The organism is Shewanella sp. 10N.7 (assembly GCF_020806285.1).
GTDB classification, from domain to species: Bacteria; Pseudomonadota; Gammaproteobacteria; order Enterobacterales; family Shewanellaceae; genus Shewanella; species Shewanella electrodiphila.
The window spans coordinates 45,289-62,195 of sequence record NZ_JAJGZS010000003.1 but is presented as its reverse complement, the minus strand read 5'-3'; the positions used below and the strand labels follow the sequence as shown (position 1 = coordinate 62,195).

14 protein-coding genes are annotated in these 16,907 nt (G+C 40.1%); 7 read left to right on the top strand and 7 right to left on the bottom strand.

Annotated features, from left to right (window positions below):
- Positions 1-155: 155 nt before the first annotated feature.
- Entirely contained in the window at positions 156-851 is a 696-nt protein-coding gene (locus LMH66_RS03200) for a hypothetical protein (protein ID WP_229368508.1), read from the top strand.
- Between the two features lie 161 nt (positions 852-1,012).
- Here the strand turns inward: LMH66_RS03200 and LMH66_RS03195 are convergent, their stop codons facing one another.
- The 5 genes from LMH66_RS03195 to LMH66_RS03175 form a co-directional block, all read right to left on the bottom strand.
- Complete coding sequence (locus LMH66_RS03195; protein WP_229368507.1) at positions 1,013-2,632, bottom strand: methyl-accepting chemotaxis protein; 1,620 nt, start codon at positions 2,630-2,632, stop codon at positions 1,013-1,015.
- 200 nt (positions 2,633-2,832) lie between these two features.
- Positions 2,833-3,942 (bottom strand): GGDEF domain-containing protein, encoded by a 1,110-nt coding sequence (locus tag LMH66_RS03190; RefSeq protein ID WP_229368505.1) that lies wholly within the window; start codon positions 3,940-3,942, stop codon positions 2,833-2,835.
- 215 nt (positions 3,943-4,157) lie between these two features.
- Positions 4,158-5,735 (bottom strand): alkyl hydroperoxide reductase subunit F, encoded by a 1,578-nt coding sequence (ahpF, locus tag LMH66_RS03185; RefSeq protein WP_229368503.1) that lies wholly within the window; start codon positions 5,733-5,735, stop codon positions 4,158-4,160.
- A gap of 231 nt (positions 5,736-5,966) precedes the next feature.
- Entirely contained in the window at positions 5,967-6,536 is a 570-nt protein-coding gene (gene ahpC / locus LMH66_RS03180) for an alkyl hydroperoxide reductase subunit C (protein ID WP_102526592.1), read from the bottom strand.
- Between the two features lie 307 nt (positions 6,537-6,843).
- Positions 6,844-7,587, bottom strand: a complete 744-nt coding sequence (locus LMH66_RS03175; protein WP_229368499.1) for a spermidine synthase — start codon at positions 7,585-7,587, stop codon at positions 6,844-6,846.
- Between the two features lie 162 nt (positions 7,588-7,749).
- Between LMH66_RS03175 and LMH66_RS03170 the strand changes: the two genes are divergently transcribed.
- The gene (locus LMH66_RS03170) at positions 7,750-8,346 is read left to right on the top strand and encodes a mechanosensitive ion channel family protein (protein WP_229368498.1); all 597 of its coding nucleotides are present in this window, start codon (positions 7,750-7,752) and stop codon (positions 8,344-8,346) included.
- Positions 8,347-8,532: 186 nt separating this feature from the next.
- Here the strand turns inward: LMH66_RS03170 and LMH66_RS03165 are convergent, their stop codons facing one another.
- On the bottom strand, positions 8,533-9,270 hold the full coding sequence (locus tag LMH66_RS03165; protein ID WP_229368497.1) for a dienelactone hydrolase family protein: 738 nt from the start codon (positions 9,268-9,270) through the stop codon (positions 8,533-8,535).
- A 76-nt stretch (positions 9,271-9,346) separates the two neighbouring features.
- Positions 9,347-10,336, bottom strand: coding sequence for a 2-hydroxyacid dehydrogenase (locus LMH66_RS03160; RefSeq protein ID WP_102526596.1), 990 nt, complete (start codon positions 10,334-10,336; stop codon positions 9,347-9,349).
- 187 nt (positions 10,337-10,523) lie between these two features.
- Here LMH66_RS03160 and LMH66_RS03155 point away from each other — a divergent pair, with 187 nt between their 5' ends.
- The 5 genes from LMH66_RS03155 to LMH66_RS03135 all read left to right on the top strand — a co-directional run bounded on the left by LMH66_RS03155 (position 10,524) and on the right by LMH66_RS03135 (position 16,873).
- Positions 10,524-10,943, top strand: coding sequence for a hypothetical protein (locus tag LMH66_RS03155; protein WP_102526597.1), 420 nt, complete (start codon positions 10,524-10,526; stop codon positions 10,941-10,943).
- A gap of 36 nt (positions 10,944-10,979) precedes the next feature.
- Positions 10,980-11,270: a hypothetical protein gene (locus tag LMH66_RS03150; RefSeq protein WP_102526598.1), complete on the top strand. Its 291-nt coding sequence runs from the start codon at positions 10,980-10,982 to the stop codon at positions 11,268-11,270.
- Between the two features lie 186 nt (positions 11,271-11,456).
- Complete coding sequence (gene rluA, locus LMH66_RS03145) at positions 11,457-12,134, top strand: bifunctional tRNA pseudouridine(32) synthase/23S rRNA pseudouridine(746) synthase RluA (protein ID WP_102526664.1); 678 nt, start codon at positions 11,457-11,459, stop codon at positions 12,132-12,134.
- A 155-nt stretch (positions 12,135-12,289) separates the two neighbouring features.
- The gene (asnC, locus tag LMH66_RS03140) at positions 12,290-12,751 is read left to right on the top strand and encodes a transcriptional regulator AsnC (RefSeq protein ID WP_055022683.1); all 462 of its coding nucleotides are present in this window, start codon (positions 12,290-12,292) and stop codon (positions 12,749-12,751) included.
- Between the two features lie 255 nt (positions 12,752-13,006).
- Positions 13,007-16,873, top strand: coding sequence for a S8 family serine peptidase (locus LMH66_RS03135; RefSeq protein WP_229368495.1), 3,867 nt, complete (start codon positions 13,007-13,009; stop codon positions 16,871-16,873).
- The last annotated feature ends 34 nt before the right edge of the window (positions 16,874-16,907 follow it).

The following is a 16,907-nucleotide window of genomic DNA, read 5'->3' as shown; positions in this document are numbered from 1 at the left end:
GAAAAGTGGCGCCTAACAAAGCAGCAAACAGTGATGTTTAATTCATTTATTCCTAATGGAATAAGCGATATTCCAAATAGCGCAACCAGCTTTGATAGAATGGGGGATATTTATCTCTGTACATTGCTCATCAATCAATAGGTTTCCCTTTTCGTATGGCAAAATCTCATTTACTCACATCATTTTCAATTTTGTGTACGCTACCTGCTTCTTTGCTAGCTACCGCTGACGAAAAGCACCATGAAGATCCGACTAAAATTGTCACTAAAGCGGGTGTCGGCTATAACGATCAATTTACCTTTTCGGGATCTATTGGCCTTGATGCTACGCGAATGGTAAACGCACGCATTAATGATGATGGCAGTGAATGGCGCATTGGCGGTTCTTGGTTATTTGATTTTGGTATTGTGAACTTTAACTTTAATCGCAATGAATACGACAATGATGCGAGCTCTAACGGTTATAGTGTGGGTACATTTATTCCATTGAGTTATTTCGGTTTTACCCCTGGTGGCTGGCAAATATTTCCTATGGCCGGCTACAACTATACCGATGGCGACATTGCCGAAGAAGACGTCATTGATGATAACGGCTTTATTTTAGTTCCTAAAACCAGCCATGGTGCATATCTTGGCGCTTTTGCTATGAAGCCTCTCGGAGAAAGTTGGACCTTAATGGCATTTGGCGGTGGCGCTGCCGGTAGTGACAGTTATTCTAGCTATTGGGCTGGCGGCGGTGCGAGTTATAAAATTAATCAGCAGCAATCATTTAACTTTTATGGCTTTATCTCTGAGAGTGACTACGGAAAAACCAATAAAATCGGGATTTCTTATACTTATCAATTTGAGTAAAATGTCTTCTGAGGTTTTGTTTACTTTTATCTCAAAACCTATGATCAAAAAAGCCACCTGACGGTGGCTTTTTAGTGACTGTTTTTTGCTACTATTTTTAAAGGCTGTTTTTTATGACTAATTTTTAGTAACTGTGAATTTATCCTACTGCTTATATTTCGTTAGAGCTTAAACTGAGAGGTCGCACTTTGAAGCTCGTCAGAGAAACCTAATAAGCCTTCTGATACATCTTGTACTTCAGCAAGGATATCTAAAGTTTGAACAAATGAAGCATTCATTTCAACCACGTTATTACTCACTTGCGCCGCAACCGCTGATTGCTGTTCTGTCGCCGCCGCAATATGGGTGTTCATGGTATTAATACTGACAATCTGTTCTTGAATTGACTTAAGCACATCGCCAGTTTCACGGGCATGTTTCTCATTATCTGATGCTTTACCAATAGCGACATCCATGGTGCTAACCGAAGATTCAGCCGCCACTTTTAAACGCGATAGCACTTCACGAATCTCTTTAGTTGCATCAGCAGTTTTCGACGCTAATGCGCGGACTTCATCAGCAACAACCGCGAAGCCGCGCCCTTGCTCACCCGCTCTTGCTGCTTCAATAGCAGCGTTCAATGCTAAAAGGTTAGTTTGTTCGGCAATTGAGGTAATGACATTCAAAATTGAATTAACGCTTTCGGTATCTTTGGCTAATTCATTTATCGAGTCTGAAGCCACTTCAATTTCAGCATTAAGCTCTTGAGAGATATTAATTGTACTGGCCACCACAGCTAAACCGTTTGTCGCTTCTTGCTCTGCGCTATCTGCAGCTTCTGCTGCCTGTTGAGCGCTTTGGGAAATTTCATTAACAGAAATACCCATTTCTTCCATTGAGTGTTGCACTGCTTTTGCATCTAAGCTTTGTTTTTCTGTGGCTTGCGTGGCTGTTCCCATACGCTCTTTTAAAGACTCTGCGCTTTGCAGTAATGGCGCTGTCACACTGACGACTTGTTGAATCGCATCAGCAAGAAGACGTAAAAAACGATTGAAGTTAGAAGATACCTGCCCTAGTTCATCACGACCAGTGACATCTAACTGATGGCGTAAATCACCTTTACCGTCAGCTAATTCACCCAAAGAGTTAGCTAGATTACCTGCTGAACCACTTAATGATTTTGCAATTGATATTGTCGCAATAGCCATAATTAATAACAGCACTAAGCCAATTGATAATGTCAGTGCCAAGCTGCTTTCAGAACGACTGACTGACTCTTGAATGGTGTTATTAAATTCAGACACTTTATCGGTTTTATATTGCTGAACACCATTGATAAGCTTGTCGTAAACTTGAGTTTTATTGGCAATAATTTCGCCGACTTTACTCATATCAAGAGTGTTATCTATCATCCCCTTAGCAAGATCATAAGTTATGTCATTATATTGGGAGAGTTCTCGATTCAGTGTTGATAATCGTGAAGCTTGTTCATTATCAAGCCCTGTTAAGCTATTAATGTTCTTCTTTAATGATTCAAAGGTCTTGTTAGCATTATCAATCAGGTCTTCATCGGCAAAAGACACAGCCTGAGTATAAAGCTCATCAAGTCTTTGCACATATATTACGTTTTGATTGGCGAGTTCAACTCGTTGAGAAACCTTATCTTGCATGAAGGTCATCGTATCGTTGTTTTTATTAATTGCTACGATACTGATCGTTAAATTAACAGCGAAAATAATCACTGATAATACAAAAATTAAACCGATTTTTTTAAAAATAGACATATTGCTAAACCAATTCATTTATTGCCCCCAAAGCACTAAAAAAGTAAATTTATGACTTAACAAAGTCATTCAAATTGACTACAACACATTGAATTTAAATTAGTACATTGTGTAATAGTGATTATGTGATGTAACGACAAAGAATAAAGAAAACAAGCAACTGTTGACTATGGAATTGTTACAATTGTATATATCGGCTTTACAGAGTAAATCTAAAGCTAATGAGCAATATTATTTCTTGAACTGTCTTTAACTTCATACAGTTTATCGTCGGCATGCTTAACTAATCGCTCAAGTGTCATGCCCGAATGCCATTGGACGACGCCTTGAGATAGGGTCACAAACTCACTTGCTAATGAATCAGGATGTTTAAACGCCATTTGGCTTAATTGTATTTTGATATTGTTAGCGACATCTATCGCACCAGAAAGGTCTGTTTCAGGTAATAAAACGATAAACTCTTCGCCACCATAACGGGCGCAAACGTCTCTTGGTCTTTTAATTTGTTTGGTCAATAACTTAGCCAGTTCGACTAAACATTCGTCACCTCGTTGGTGACCTAGATAGTCGTTGAGTTTTTTAAAGTAATCGATATCCATTAAGATAATCGACAGAGGTAAGCCCGTGCGTTCAGAGTGTTGAATTTCTTTATTCAACATTGAGTCAAAATGGCGTCGATTACTCAGCTTGGTTAAGCTATCCGTTAGTGCCAACTGATTTAATTCGCTTACCAAACGCTGATTCTCAACATCTTTAAACACCGCTTTTCTGAACCACTTTTCTACTACTTGTTGACCAGAAATAATCACAGTAAAAAAGCTCAGCATATTAATCACTGGAATAAATAAGTCGAAAGAAAAGAAAAAGACTCTCGCAATCACTACATAAGCACCAATAATTAAAACTGGGATAATCAGTAATCCTCGTGACGGGAATAGCGCCACCACAAATGAAATAAAAATCAAGTGGATCAATGATTCAACGGCTGTTTGAGGAGACAATGCTTGAAATAAAAACAAATTACACACTAATACCCAACAGAGAACCAAGGCGAAAATGAAGGCATAAAATCTTTTGTAATTATTTACTTGAAGGTTTTCTGATAATGCGAAATTGTGAATAAGGCCGAACAGTGAAATTAACGTAATTGGAATGAGGCTGAGTGAAGTAAAAACGATGTCTTTATCTGGATTATTGATGACAATAGAAACAAAAATCACAATAGTTAGAATGAATGATAAAACACTAAGCCATCGGCAACTTTTTGCTAAGTATTGTTGCGTCTCTATATGCAACTGGAATTCAAAAGTTGGTGTCTTCGTTTGCATGTATCTGATTATTTTTTGAGTTATTATGATTTGATTATAGCCATTTTTTAATCACTTGCGACATTAAGTGTAAGATTAAACACTGATTTTAAATTGAGAGTTTTTACAAACCCAAAAACAGCAACTCCTTGCAGCATTTTATCAGCCGAATTAACTCACAGACATAAAAAAAGCTAACCTAAGTTAGCTTTTAACATTTCCAAAATTTGATTTATTTAAGCAGCGATTTCAGCTGCTTTAGTCTGCTCATCTTCACTGTGTCGAATAAGGTAATCGAATGCACCAAGTGAAGCTGTCGCCCCACTGCCCATCGCAATAATAATTTGCTTATACGCTGAGTTAGTTACATCACCAGCAGCAAACACACCAGGTATTGAAGTTTGACCCTTGCCATCGACGATGATTTCTCCGCGACCAGTCAATTCCACAATATCTGTTAGCCATTCAGTGTTTGGCACTAAACCTATTTGTACAAAAATACCCGCTAGCTCAACATCATGTGATTGATTCGTTTTGCGGTCGGTATATTTAAGACCCGTTACACGTTTACCGTCACCTATAACTTCGGTAGTCATAGCCTGAGTGATGATATCGATATTACCCATAGAGTGGGCTTTACGTTGCAGCACTTCATCTGCACGCAATGTGGTATCAAACTCAAGAACAGTAACGTGCTCAACGATATTGGCTAAATCAATCGCAGCTTCGATACCTGAATTGCCGCCGCCAATCACCGCGACACGTTTTCCTTTAAACAGTGGACCATCACAATGTGGACAATACGCAACACCGCTACCACGATATTCTTGTTCGCCAGGTACGTTCATTTCGCGCCAGCGAGCTCCGGTTGCTAATAATACTGTTTTACTTGATAACTTAGCGCCACTTTCAAGCTCTAATTCAAATAAGCCGCCGTCTTTTAAAGACAATGCACGCTGATTATCCATAATATCAACGTCATAATCTTTTACGTGTGCTTCTAAATTAGCAACCAACTTAGGGCCTTCAGTTTTAGATACTGAAATAAAGTTTTCAATACCGACAGTTTCAGCCACTTGGCCGCCAAATTTATCAGCAACAATACCCGTTCGAAGTCCTTTACGTGCAGCATAAATTGCCGCAGATGCACCCGCTGGGCCGCCGCCGACGACAAGCACATCAAAAGCTTCTTTATTGTTAATCTGTTCGGCTTTTCTTGCTACAGCATTAACATCAAGTTTATTTAATATTTCTACTACGCTAATGGCGCCTACTGAGAATGGTTCGCCATTCATGTATACCGTTGGTACCGACATGATATTGCGCTCATTGATCTCATCTTGAAACAAAGCACCGTCAATCATCACATTGGTAATATTTGGATTAATTGCCGCCATCATATTTAATGCTTGAACAACTTCAGGACACGTTTGGCAGCTCAGCGAAACGTAGGTTTCGAAATGAAATTCACCAGGTAAGGATTTAACTTGTTCAATCACTTCATCGGCAAGCTTAATCGGATGACCACCAGAGTGAAGCAAAGCAAGCACTAATGAAGTGAACTCATGCCCCATAGGTAAACCAGCAAAAGTAATATTAGTGTTTAGCTGCGGGTTAATAATACTCATGGATGGGGTTCTTGAACCCGTTTTTTCCGTCAAACTCACTAAGTCAGACAGTCCTGTGACATCTGTAGCAAGTGACAATAATTCTTGAGATTTTGGGCTAGCGTCTGCTGACACGACAAGTTCAACTGGGCGCTTGAGGTTTTGCAGATAGGTGTTCAGTTGATTTTTAATATTCGTATCTAACATACGTGTGCTCCTAAAAAGTAAATAAGTTGAGCAAAAAAATGTGTCAATCTCAGTAACTCCAACAAGGTGATGAAACTTGTTTGAGCCAAGGGGGCCTAAGATTGACAGGAGATGATTTGGAACAATGGAGATAATCTAATTGAAACCGTTTTATCAAATATTGACTCACTCATGATGGTGAGATGAGCAAGCCAATGCTGATAATATTTTACGCTTAGATTTTAGTGACTTTTAGATTTTACCTACTAAGTCAATTGATGGAGCAAGTGTTTCTTCACCTGGCTGCCATGCTGCTGGACATACTTCACCATCGTGAGTTGCAACGTACTGAGCTGCTTGAATTTTACGAACTAACTCAGATGCGCTACGACCAATACCTAGGTCATGAATTTCAGCAACTTTAACTTCACCTTCTGGGTTCATTACGAAAGTACCGCGAAGTGCTAGGCCATCTTCTTCAATCATCACACCGAAGTTACGAGTGATTGCGCCTGTTGGGTCACCAATCATTGGGTAGTTGATTTTTCCGATTGTGTCAGAGCTTGCATGCCATGCTTTGTGAGTGAAATGAGTGTCAGTTGATACTGAGTAAACTTCAACGCCCATTTCTTGTAACTTAGCGTAATGGTCTGCCATGTCGCCTAACTCAGTAGGACATACAAATGTGAAATCCGCAGGGTAGAAGAAAACAACTGACCACTTGCCTAGCAGATCTTGCTCAGACACAGGAACAAATTCGCCATTGTGAAATGCTGTTGCTGAGAATGGCTTGATAGTTGAATTGATGATTGATTGAGTCATTGTATTGCTCCGTAAATTTAATTAAGTGTTTAGCTGTATCCGTTTGATGGGATAGATAATAGCGACAACTCAGAATTAAATATAACGGATAAAAACTATCACCTTAATCGGTTTTTTAGAATGACGATAAAGTTAGGGGAAGTGTTATCGGATTTTCCGATGACCAATTTCAACAGTCTAAATAATGAGGATTAAAACAAGCACTCATCAAACAATCATTTATCAAACAAGCACTTATCAAACAAGAGTAACGGACTAACAATCACATCATTAATCACTATCACTCAAGTTTTATATTCTAAAACCTTTATTCCCATTGGGTGAAACGAGTCAGTGAACGCCCTACAGGGTAATCAAGTTGCTGTGACAATTGCTGTAGCTGCTGTTTGTTACTTGCGGCGCTGAATGAGTTAGGTTGTTTACTGGCATAAATCACCCAGTTACCCCCGCCTGTTAGGGTTGCATACACATTCGCAAACTGCTGCGATAGCGTTTGCTTTAACAGCTCGCTTTTACTGTGCTCTTTCCAACAATTTAATACCAAAAAACCATCAGCTTTAAGGCCTTTATGGCAATGCTCAATAAACTCCTTGGTTAACTGCTTTTCATCAACACCTTGTTCGATATACATATCTGCAAAAATGATGTCTACTCGCTTATGATCGCCTTTAGCGAGAAATTCACCACCATCTTGATGAACAAGATTAAGCTTTTTGCCAATTGGTAATTGAAAATAACGTTTAGAAATATCAATCACATCTTGTCGAAGCTCCACAGCAGTGAGCTTAATCCCCGCATCAAAACGCCTTAAAGCATGCACCAACCCACCGCCCCCTAGCCCTAGAATAATTGCACTTTTAGGTGTTGAGAAAAGTAATACCGCTAGCATTGCCTGAATATAAGTATGCTGAGGAACATGAGGCTTAGCTTTAAGAATTTTGCTTTGTTCGTCATTATCACCAAAGGATAAAATACGGTAGTCGTTATCTTCTAATACGAATATTGGGCCGATCTCATCGTTGCACTGGTGTAACTGCTGGTAATCTAACATTTAACTGACTCTAGTGATCCGACTGTAGATTTTCTTATATTCAACATGACGAATTTGATTGCAAGCTGGACAGTTTACAGGATAAATTCTAACTCTCATCGTCTGAGTTCAAACTTAACAAGAACAATCTGAAATCTAGCCCCAAAAGAGTAAATAAAACCTATGACGACCCAAATATTAATTAGTTGTATTTGCTTAGCGGTGTTTTTCTTTGTGCAACATCAATTAAAGCAAATCATCACTAAGCAATCAGAGAAGAAGCAAATAAATGAGGTCAGAACCCGACTTGTCACTCGGCTCTTATCATATTTATTATTTTTCATTACGGCATCGATTATGGCGGTGTCATTAGGGCTAGGCTATCAAGAAGTTTCCCTATTTGTATCATCAGCTTTTGCTGTGCTTGGGGTCGCTTTGTTCGCTCAATGGTCAATTTTGAGCAACATCACTGCTGGAGTGTTGATATTTTTTGCGTGCCCTTATCGTATTGGCGAAAAAATTAGAATCGTTGATAAAGATGAAGATATGACGGGTATTATTGTCGAGATAAGCTTATTTCATGTCATTTTAAAACGAGATAAGGGGGACTTAATGACGTACCCCAATAGCTTAATGTTGCAAAAAGCGGTGATAAAACTGCCTCATACGAATTCAAAGGCTGGTAACGAGCAGCAACCTAAAAAAGATGTTACTCAAGTAGCGGGTAACAATGTCGAAGCTTCAACTGTCAGCGAAACAGAAAACAATACCGTAAGCTAATCAATTTTTGACAAGTCTGACTCACCGTATGCTAGTGCATAAGGCCAGATTTATGAGTTCAAGTTTATGAGCTTAAGTTTATGAGCTTAAGTTTATGAGCTTAAGTTTATGAGCTCAAGTTTAAGAGTTTAAGTTTCAGTTTCAGTTTCAGTTTATGAGCCCAAATTAATGGGCTCTATTCATCGGTTAGCTTAATACTCTTTGAAAAAATGCCACCGCTTGCAAATACATTTGAAGTGCTAGCGCCGCATCATAGCGTTCGCCCTCGTCACGCATAAAGGCGTGTTGGGCATTCACTTCTTGCCAACTAAAGTTGATTTGCTCTTGCTCCAACTTTTGATAAATCAATTTACGTCCTTCACTGGATACGTGAGGATCTTGTTTACCAAAAATCATAGCCACTTCGCCAGCAATATCACCTGTGCGGGTCAATGAGTCATTGCCTTTTTCGCAAGGTAACGTATTTGAATGAATATCCGTTGGGTATAAACAAAATGCGCCACTGATATCGGCATTAAGCGCTGCACGATAGGCTAAATGGCCACCAATACAAACGCCCATTACTCCAACCTGACTGGTGCAATATGCCTGACTACGGGCAAACTCCACCATTGCTTCAGTATCACTGTCATGGTGCTCTAGCGGTTTAGCAAATTTATCTGCATTACCTTTGTCTTTTCCAGCATCATCATATTCCAGCACAGTTCCAATTGGGTTTAGCTCATGAAACACTTCAGGCACCAAAACAACAAATCCATGGCCAGCTAAAATTGCAGCGCTTCTAGCAATCGGGGCTGTTTGCTGAAAAATTTCCGAGTAGAAAATAATCGTTGAATACTGGCCTGACTCGTCTGGGCGATAAACATACGTGCGCATCACGCCAGTTGCCGTTGCTATATCATGCACTTCTTTGGTAATGATCATAATCCCTCTTTAATTTTAATCCTTTCACAGTAAGTCAAATGGCTATTCTAGAGCCTGTTTACGATATTAAACCAGCTTAATTGAGTTCGTTATCTGAATGGTGACTCGTCAATAAATCAGTGATATTTTTCAAGGTCGTATAGGCAATGGCATTAAGTGCTTCATCAGTTAAGAAAGCTTGGTGACCAGTAAAAATAACGTTGTGACTGGCAGACAAAATTCTGAACACATCATCCTTAATAATTTCATTTGATTTATCTTGGAAAAATAGCTCTTTTTCATTTTCATATACGTCTAACCCTAGCGAGCCTAACTGACCCACCTTTAATGCTTCCATGGCATCAATCGCATTTAATAAGCCACCACGACTGGTATTGATAACCATGACGCCTGGTTTCATTTTATTAAAGCTATTTTGACTCAATAGATGGTGATTATCTTCTGTTAGTGGGCAGTGCAAGCTTATGATGTCGCACTGTGGATACAGTTCATCAAGGCTGATGTACTCAACGCCTAAACCTTTAACGACTTCACTTGGATACGGATCGTATGCAACAACTTTACAGCCAAAACCAAGCAAGATTTTGATAGTGGCGATACCAATTTTCCCGGTACCAATAACGCCAACTGTTTTGCCATGCATGTTGAAACCGACCAAACCTGACAAGGCAAAATTAGCATCTCGAGTGCGTTGGTAAGCTTTATGAATTTTACGGTTTAAAGTTAGCATAATGGCAATGGTGTGCTCGGCGACAGATTCAGGCGAGTATGCAGGGACATTAACAACCGTGATGCCTAATCGTTTAGCAGCATCTAAATCGACATTGTTGAAGCCAGCACAACGCATGGCAATAATTTTAGTGCCACCTTTGGCCAGCTCAACTAAGACTTCTTCACATAGAGAATCATTGACGAAAGCGCATACCACTTCAAAACCATCCGCTAATTTGGCATTTTGCATGCAAAGTCGATAATCAAAGTATTCAATCTTGGCGCCAAAGTCTTTATTCATCGCATCAAAATGTTGAATATCATAATTTTTTGCGCTGAAGAATCCGATTTTCATTTAACAGTCCTTAGTCAACAAGCTCAAGGGCTTGTCTTAACACACCGATTAACAATTCACGGTGTTATTTTTATAAAATGTCATCTGGCTAGCATACCAATAATTTAGATTTTGCTATAGATCGCTATTCATTCAAGATGAATTTGCTAAGCTGTTACCTCATTAACATCTCAATTATGTGTAATTCATGTCTAAAAAGCAGCATCAAGAAGTTTCTGAATTCCAATTTTGGCTACAACGCTTAGGCAAAACCAGTTTAAGAGCCTTACATATTGTCGGCATTGTCGGTGCTGGCGGTGGACTATTACTGGGAATAGAGCAAAGTCTTTGGATCAATTACTGGATTTTAGCCATGACTAGCGGCGTGGCATTATTTGCATGGGAAGTGATTAGAGATTGGCGCTGGTTAATTCAATTGAAAGGCGTGTTAACGATCTTCAAAGTTTTATTGCTGGGTTTATTTATTCCAATGGCAGATTGGAAGCCTGAAATAACAATTTTTATCGTGCTGTTATCGGTCGTAGTATCCCATGGTCCTGCTGGATTACGTCATTATTCTGTGGTGCATCGAAAAGTAATACATGGCAAAAAGGAAATTAAAGGTTAATCTAGTATTATCTTTTGTTATTTTTAAGGTAATAGGATGTTTCCTTATCCGGAGCAATATCGTTTAGCAGCCCCACCGTTAACTACAAGTTTCATGGTGTTTTGGGCACTACTAAGCCACAGTATTTTTGCTGATGCCAGCCCGTTTGCACTTTATCCTTTATTGTCCCTGTTCCCACTGGTACTCATTGGGCATGTGTATTTGATTTGGAATGCACAAGGAATGTCGCGACTTGACCAAAGTTTTTACGCACTAGTCCATGTCCCGCTGGCATTTGTTGTCTGGACTTTTACCATTATGCACGTCAATGGCAACGCATTTTCATAAGTGTTTTTGGATAAGCGACTTATTATAAAGGTTAAGTGAACAACGATTTTTATAAACCTTGAGCGGTATAACTAAAACGTTGGCGTCAAAGCACACTAGGGCGTGCAAGCAGTATCATTCATAGATTGCTTGCACTTACTTAAGCTGAAAGGTATCTTTGCCGCGCATTCTTGTAAAGGGCTTACCATGGCAGACTTCATCTACACTCCCCCTACCGATCCTTGGCTCGATATTATCCATGAAGATAAAGATATTATTGTGCTCAATAAGCCTTCAGGACTCTTGTCTATACCTGGACGTGATGCCCAATACCACGACAGCATTTATAGCCGTGTATTAGAAAAGCACCCCAATGCTCAAATCGTACATCGACTGGATATGGCAACATCTGGTGTCATTGTAGTGGCACTGCGTCGTAACGCTGAGCGAGAATTAAAGCGCCAATTTAGAGACAGAGAAACAGCTAAAACTTATTATGCCAGAGTAGCAGGCCACCTTAATCCTGAAATAAAACAAGTCGATTACCCGCTTATCTGCGATTGGCCCAACCGGCCTAAACAAAAAGTTGATCATAAGCTCGGCAAACCTTCTTTAACTCATGTCGAAATAATCAATTATGCTAAGCAGTCAACGCTGGTAAAGTTAACCCCTATTACTGGGCGTTCTCATCAACTACGCGTTCATATGTTGGCATTGGGTCATGTGATCCTAGGCGATGGCTTTTATGCCGACCCATTAGCGAAACGTTTATCTGAACGACTATTGCTGCATGCCGCAGAGCTCACCATTCATCATCCATATAGCCAACAGAAAATGACATTCAATGCTGAAGTGCCCTTTATTCATCCCGTTGGATTGCAATAATACTAAGTTTACTCCAGTCCTTTTCTTGATAAATGCAGTCATCAACCTCAACAGTTTACGTTATGCATAAATTGTTCATGAGAACTTTTTGATAGCCATTGTTCATTATTCATCGTAAATTAATGCCTAATTATAATTTAATTAGGCATTTTACTATGGAAACTCCATTTCAAAGAGATCAGCTAGACAATCAAATTCTTGAAGCATTAATGGAAGAAGCGCGAACTCCCTTTGCAGAGCTCGCTAAACGTTTTGCAGTAAGTGCCGGTACGATTCATGTACGCGTTGAAAAAATGAAACAAGCAGGCATTATCACAGGTGCAAGGATAACAGTGGATCCTAAAGCTTTAGGCTATGACGTTTGTTGTTTTATTGGCATCAATTTAAAAAGCGCAGGGGATTATCCTGCTGCTATATCAAAGTTAAATGCATTAGAGGAAGTTGTTGAAGCATATTATACCACTGGTAATTACAGTGTTTTTGTAAAGGTAATGTGCCAATCTATCGACGGATTACAGCACGTTTTAATCAATCGCATCCAATCTATTGATGAAATTCAATCAACAGAAACCTTAATTAGCCTACAAAACCCCATTGTTAGAGGTGTTAAGCCTTAGTGTATTTTATTCTTGCCTATAACCAACTTAATTGAGACATACCTCTAAAGTAATAATTATAATTTACGATAAATTTATTAATTTGTAACAGCTTTGATTACCTTTGTTAATTATTTGTGTTAAAAAGTCATTGAGTGCATCGAAGAATGCACCAAACGCATTAATGTAAAAACATAATAAACAGCATTGCCACCGACCTAGTCTCTACCCTACAAATGCTTGGACGTGGTAAATGCTTTAACCAAGGAAGAAGTTGTGAAGACTAAATTATCTATAGCGATATCAGCAGCGTTACTCTCTAGCGCTAGCTTTGCAAACACCCAAATGACAGGCAATAAATATGATTTAGAAATATTGTCTATTGACCAACATAAGAAACCAGCAGTAAAGCTGAACAATATTACAACACCACAGCGATTTATTGTTGAGCTGTCTTCACCTGCTGTTGCAGCGTACCAAGGCGGCACAGCAAACTTAGCAGCAACTGCCGTTTCAGCTAAAGACACTAAATTAAACATTCAATCTACCGCTGTACAAAATTATGCTTCGCACCTTGCTACAGAGCAAAAAGCATTCACAAATGCATTAAGCAGTGTGTCTGCAAACAGCAAAGTCGAACGTCAATTTAAAACACTGTTTAATGGTGTCACTGTTACTGGTCAAAACCTAACTGTAGAGCAGTTAATGGCGATCCCAGGTGTTAAGTCTGTTTATCCAGAAACCATGTATGACATCAGCATGGATGCATCACTTCAAGTGATTAACACTGAAGCAATGTGGGAAACAGTCAGTGGAATGGAGAATGCGGGTAAAGGTATCCGTGTTGCTGTCATCGACGGCGGTATCCGTCCTGAAAACCCAATGTTTGCTGATGAAGGCTTTGAAGCACCAATGGGTGCTATGCCAACTGATGACTACTGTTCAACGACTGATGAGTCTTTTTGTAATAATAAACTCATTGTTGCCCGCTGGTCTCAACCCACTTTTGAAGTGTGTGCCGATGAATATATGAGTCCGCTAGGTTTCGGTGGTCATGGTACTCACGTGGCAGGTACCGCTGTAGGTAATCAAGTATCAACTCAATTTAACGACATCGATGTAGAATTATCAGGTGTGGCGCCTGCTGCATACTTAATGTCATATAAAGCATTATACTCAACAGCTGATTGTACTGGTGGTAGCGGCTCTAACATCATGTTAATGGAAGCGCTAGAACATGCGGTTAACGATGGCGCAGATGTAATCAACAACTCGTGGGGCGGCGGCGCTGGTGCAGATCCAGCAAGCAGCCCGTATAAAACAATGTTCGAAGCCGCAGAAGCTGCTGGCGTCATTGTGGTATCAGCAGCAGGTAACGATGGTAATGATGCGAGCACTATTGGCTGTCCGGCTTGTATTGAATCTGGTATTGCCGTAGCAAACAGCACAACGGGTCGTTATTTTGCCAATAGCTTTAATGCCGGCGGCGAAGACTTATTAGCAATTCCTGGTTCTGATACTGTCATTGAAATGGATGTCACGGCACCTGTTATCGCTGCTATAAATGTTGACGAAATGAACTTTGAAGGTTGTGAAGCTTTCCCTGTTGATAGCTTTAAAGGCAGCATTGCACTAATTTCACGTGGCTTGTGTGCTTTCTCAACAAAAGCAGAAAATGCTATTAATGCAGGCGCTGAAGCATTAGTTGTTTACAACAGTAACCCTGGCGCGCCAATTACTATGTCTATGCCTGGTGTGACTTTCCCTTCAATAATGATTTCTAACGATGATGGTACTGCAATTATTGATGCTATGGGTGAAACAGCAACTACAGGTACTGTTGGCTCTGAAATTAAGCGTATAATGGTACCAGCTTTAGCTGATACTATTAATAGCTCTAGCTCACGTGGTCCAAACGGTAATCAGAATATGCTGAAACCTGATTTGGCAGCACCGGGAACCAATATCTTGTCAGCTTATTCCCCTGATGATGGCGGCGAAGATTTCAACATGATTTCTGGTACCAGTATGGCAAGTCCTCATGTTGCAGGTGCTGCAGCAATGATGAGACAACTTCATCCAGATTGGTCTGCAAATGACATTAAAACAGCATTAACATCTACTTCGACTACCGAAGGCATTTTAGATGATGATGCAACGACTGCGGCAACACCATTTGCGATGGGTGCTGGTCGTATGGATTTAGATGCTGCAGCTAAAGCAGTACTAACCTTCGATAAGCCTTCAATTGCAGCTGACTCATGTGTTGGTCCATGTACTTTCACTCGTACTGTCTACAACAAGAGTGACGAAGATACATCTTGGTCATTAGCGGCAAGCAGTGATTCTGCAGGCATTACAGTATCACCATCGATGTTGGATATTCCAGCAGGTGGCTCTGCAACCTTTATGGTGACTGTTGATTCAACCTTCTCTGATTACGGTGACTGGATATTCGGTAATGTAATGCTAACAAGTGCTGCAGGTCTGCAAAATGCGCACTTACCATTAGCTGTCCTTGCTCAGGAGTCTAGTGATGCTTCACTGATTTCTATTTCATCAGATGACAGTAATTTAACTACAGCTGATGATATGGAAATTACCGCAGTATTAAACAACACCATGTTTGAAAATACGGTCACCTTTACAGCTAAAGTACCTGAAGGAACAATGTTAACCTCAGAAGATGATGTTTCAGTTAGCTTAACTAATGCCACTCAAAATGGCTTTAGCGTCAATGAAGATACTGGCGTTATTACCTGGGTCGGTAGCCTTGAGCAATCTGAAATGTCACTGGATGCGTCAACAGGCACCTATCCGAGTATTTTCGCTCTAGATTTAGCTTATGTTCCTCCATGTGACGAAGGTTGTGACGAAAAGTCATTCGACTTTAATACACCTTCGTTCAAGTATAATGGTGTGACTTACAGCTCTATAACTATTTCTGACAACGGGATTGTATTAGTTGGCGGCGGAAATACTAGTGGCACATGGAACAACAAAGAGTTACCTGATAGCACAAACCCAAATAACATATTAGCGCCTTTCTGGTCAGATTATGATTTAAGTGATGGAACAGAAGGAGATACTGGTGGTGGTCAATTAGGCTTACAATTTGTTTCAAGTGGAGATGATACCTACATTGTTGTCGAGTGGGATAAAGCCCAGCTTTGGAACGACACATCTGGAGACGCATACTCGTTCAGCGTATGGATCAAAGCTGGCGACACTCAAGATGTGTCATTTAATTACCTAGATATTCCTAACCTACCTGTAAATGTTTCAGTTGGTGCTGAGAATATTGGCGGCACGATTGGCACAACATACCATTACAACGGTGAAGGTTCAGCAGTCACTTCAGGTGATTACCTGCAAGTAGTCTCTGCGGCAGCAGGCCAAGTTAAAATTGACTATAAAGCAACTGCAAGTGAATTTGACTTAGGCACTATGGACTCTTCAACTACTGTTGAAGAAACTGCTGTGACATTCAATGTACTAGATAACGACACAATGCCTGACCAAAAAGTGGCTCGTTCACAAGTTACTGGCGATGGTATTACTGCGACTGCTCAACGTATTATTAACACTGCAGCTTCTGGTGACTTAGGAAGTGTTGCAATAGTCGATGAGCCTGCAAATGGTACAGTCACTGTGGCTGAATCCGGTGAAGTAACTTATACACCAAACACTGACTTTTTTGGTGAAGATACATTCACTTACTCTGTGACAGATGAAGCCGAAACAGTTAGCACTCCGACTATGGTATCGATTGAAGTTACTAACGTTCAAGATGCGCCTAAGGTTGCTCCATCAGCTTCTGATGATTTTGTAAGAAGAGAGCTTTCTGTAAAGTCAAACTCTACTGATGCAGATAATGATTCATTGACTTATAGCTGGGTTCAAACAGGTGGACCTTCTGTAGACTTCGATGCATCAGCTGAGAATATAAGTTTTACAGCAGATTCTTCTGATACTTATACATTCACAGTGACGGCAAATGATGGAACTGAAGATAGTAACCTCGGAGAAGTCAGTGTAACTGCTAACCCTTACCCTGATGTAAATGACAGCGGCTCTATGGGCTGGTTAACAACACTTCTTCTTCCTTTAGCGGCATTCCGTCGTCGTAAGATGAAGTCTTAATCATTAGCTAAAACTTAACGTCAAAGCCCAGCAA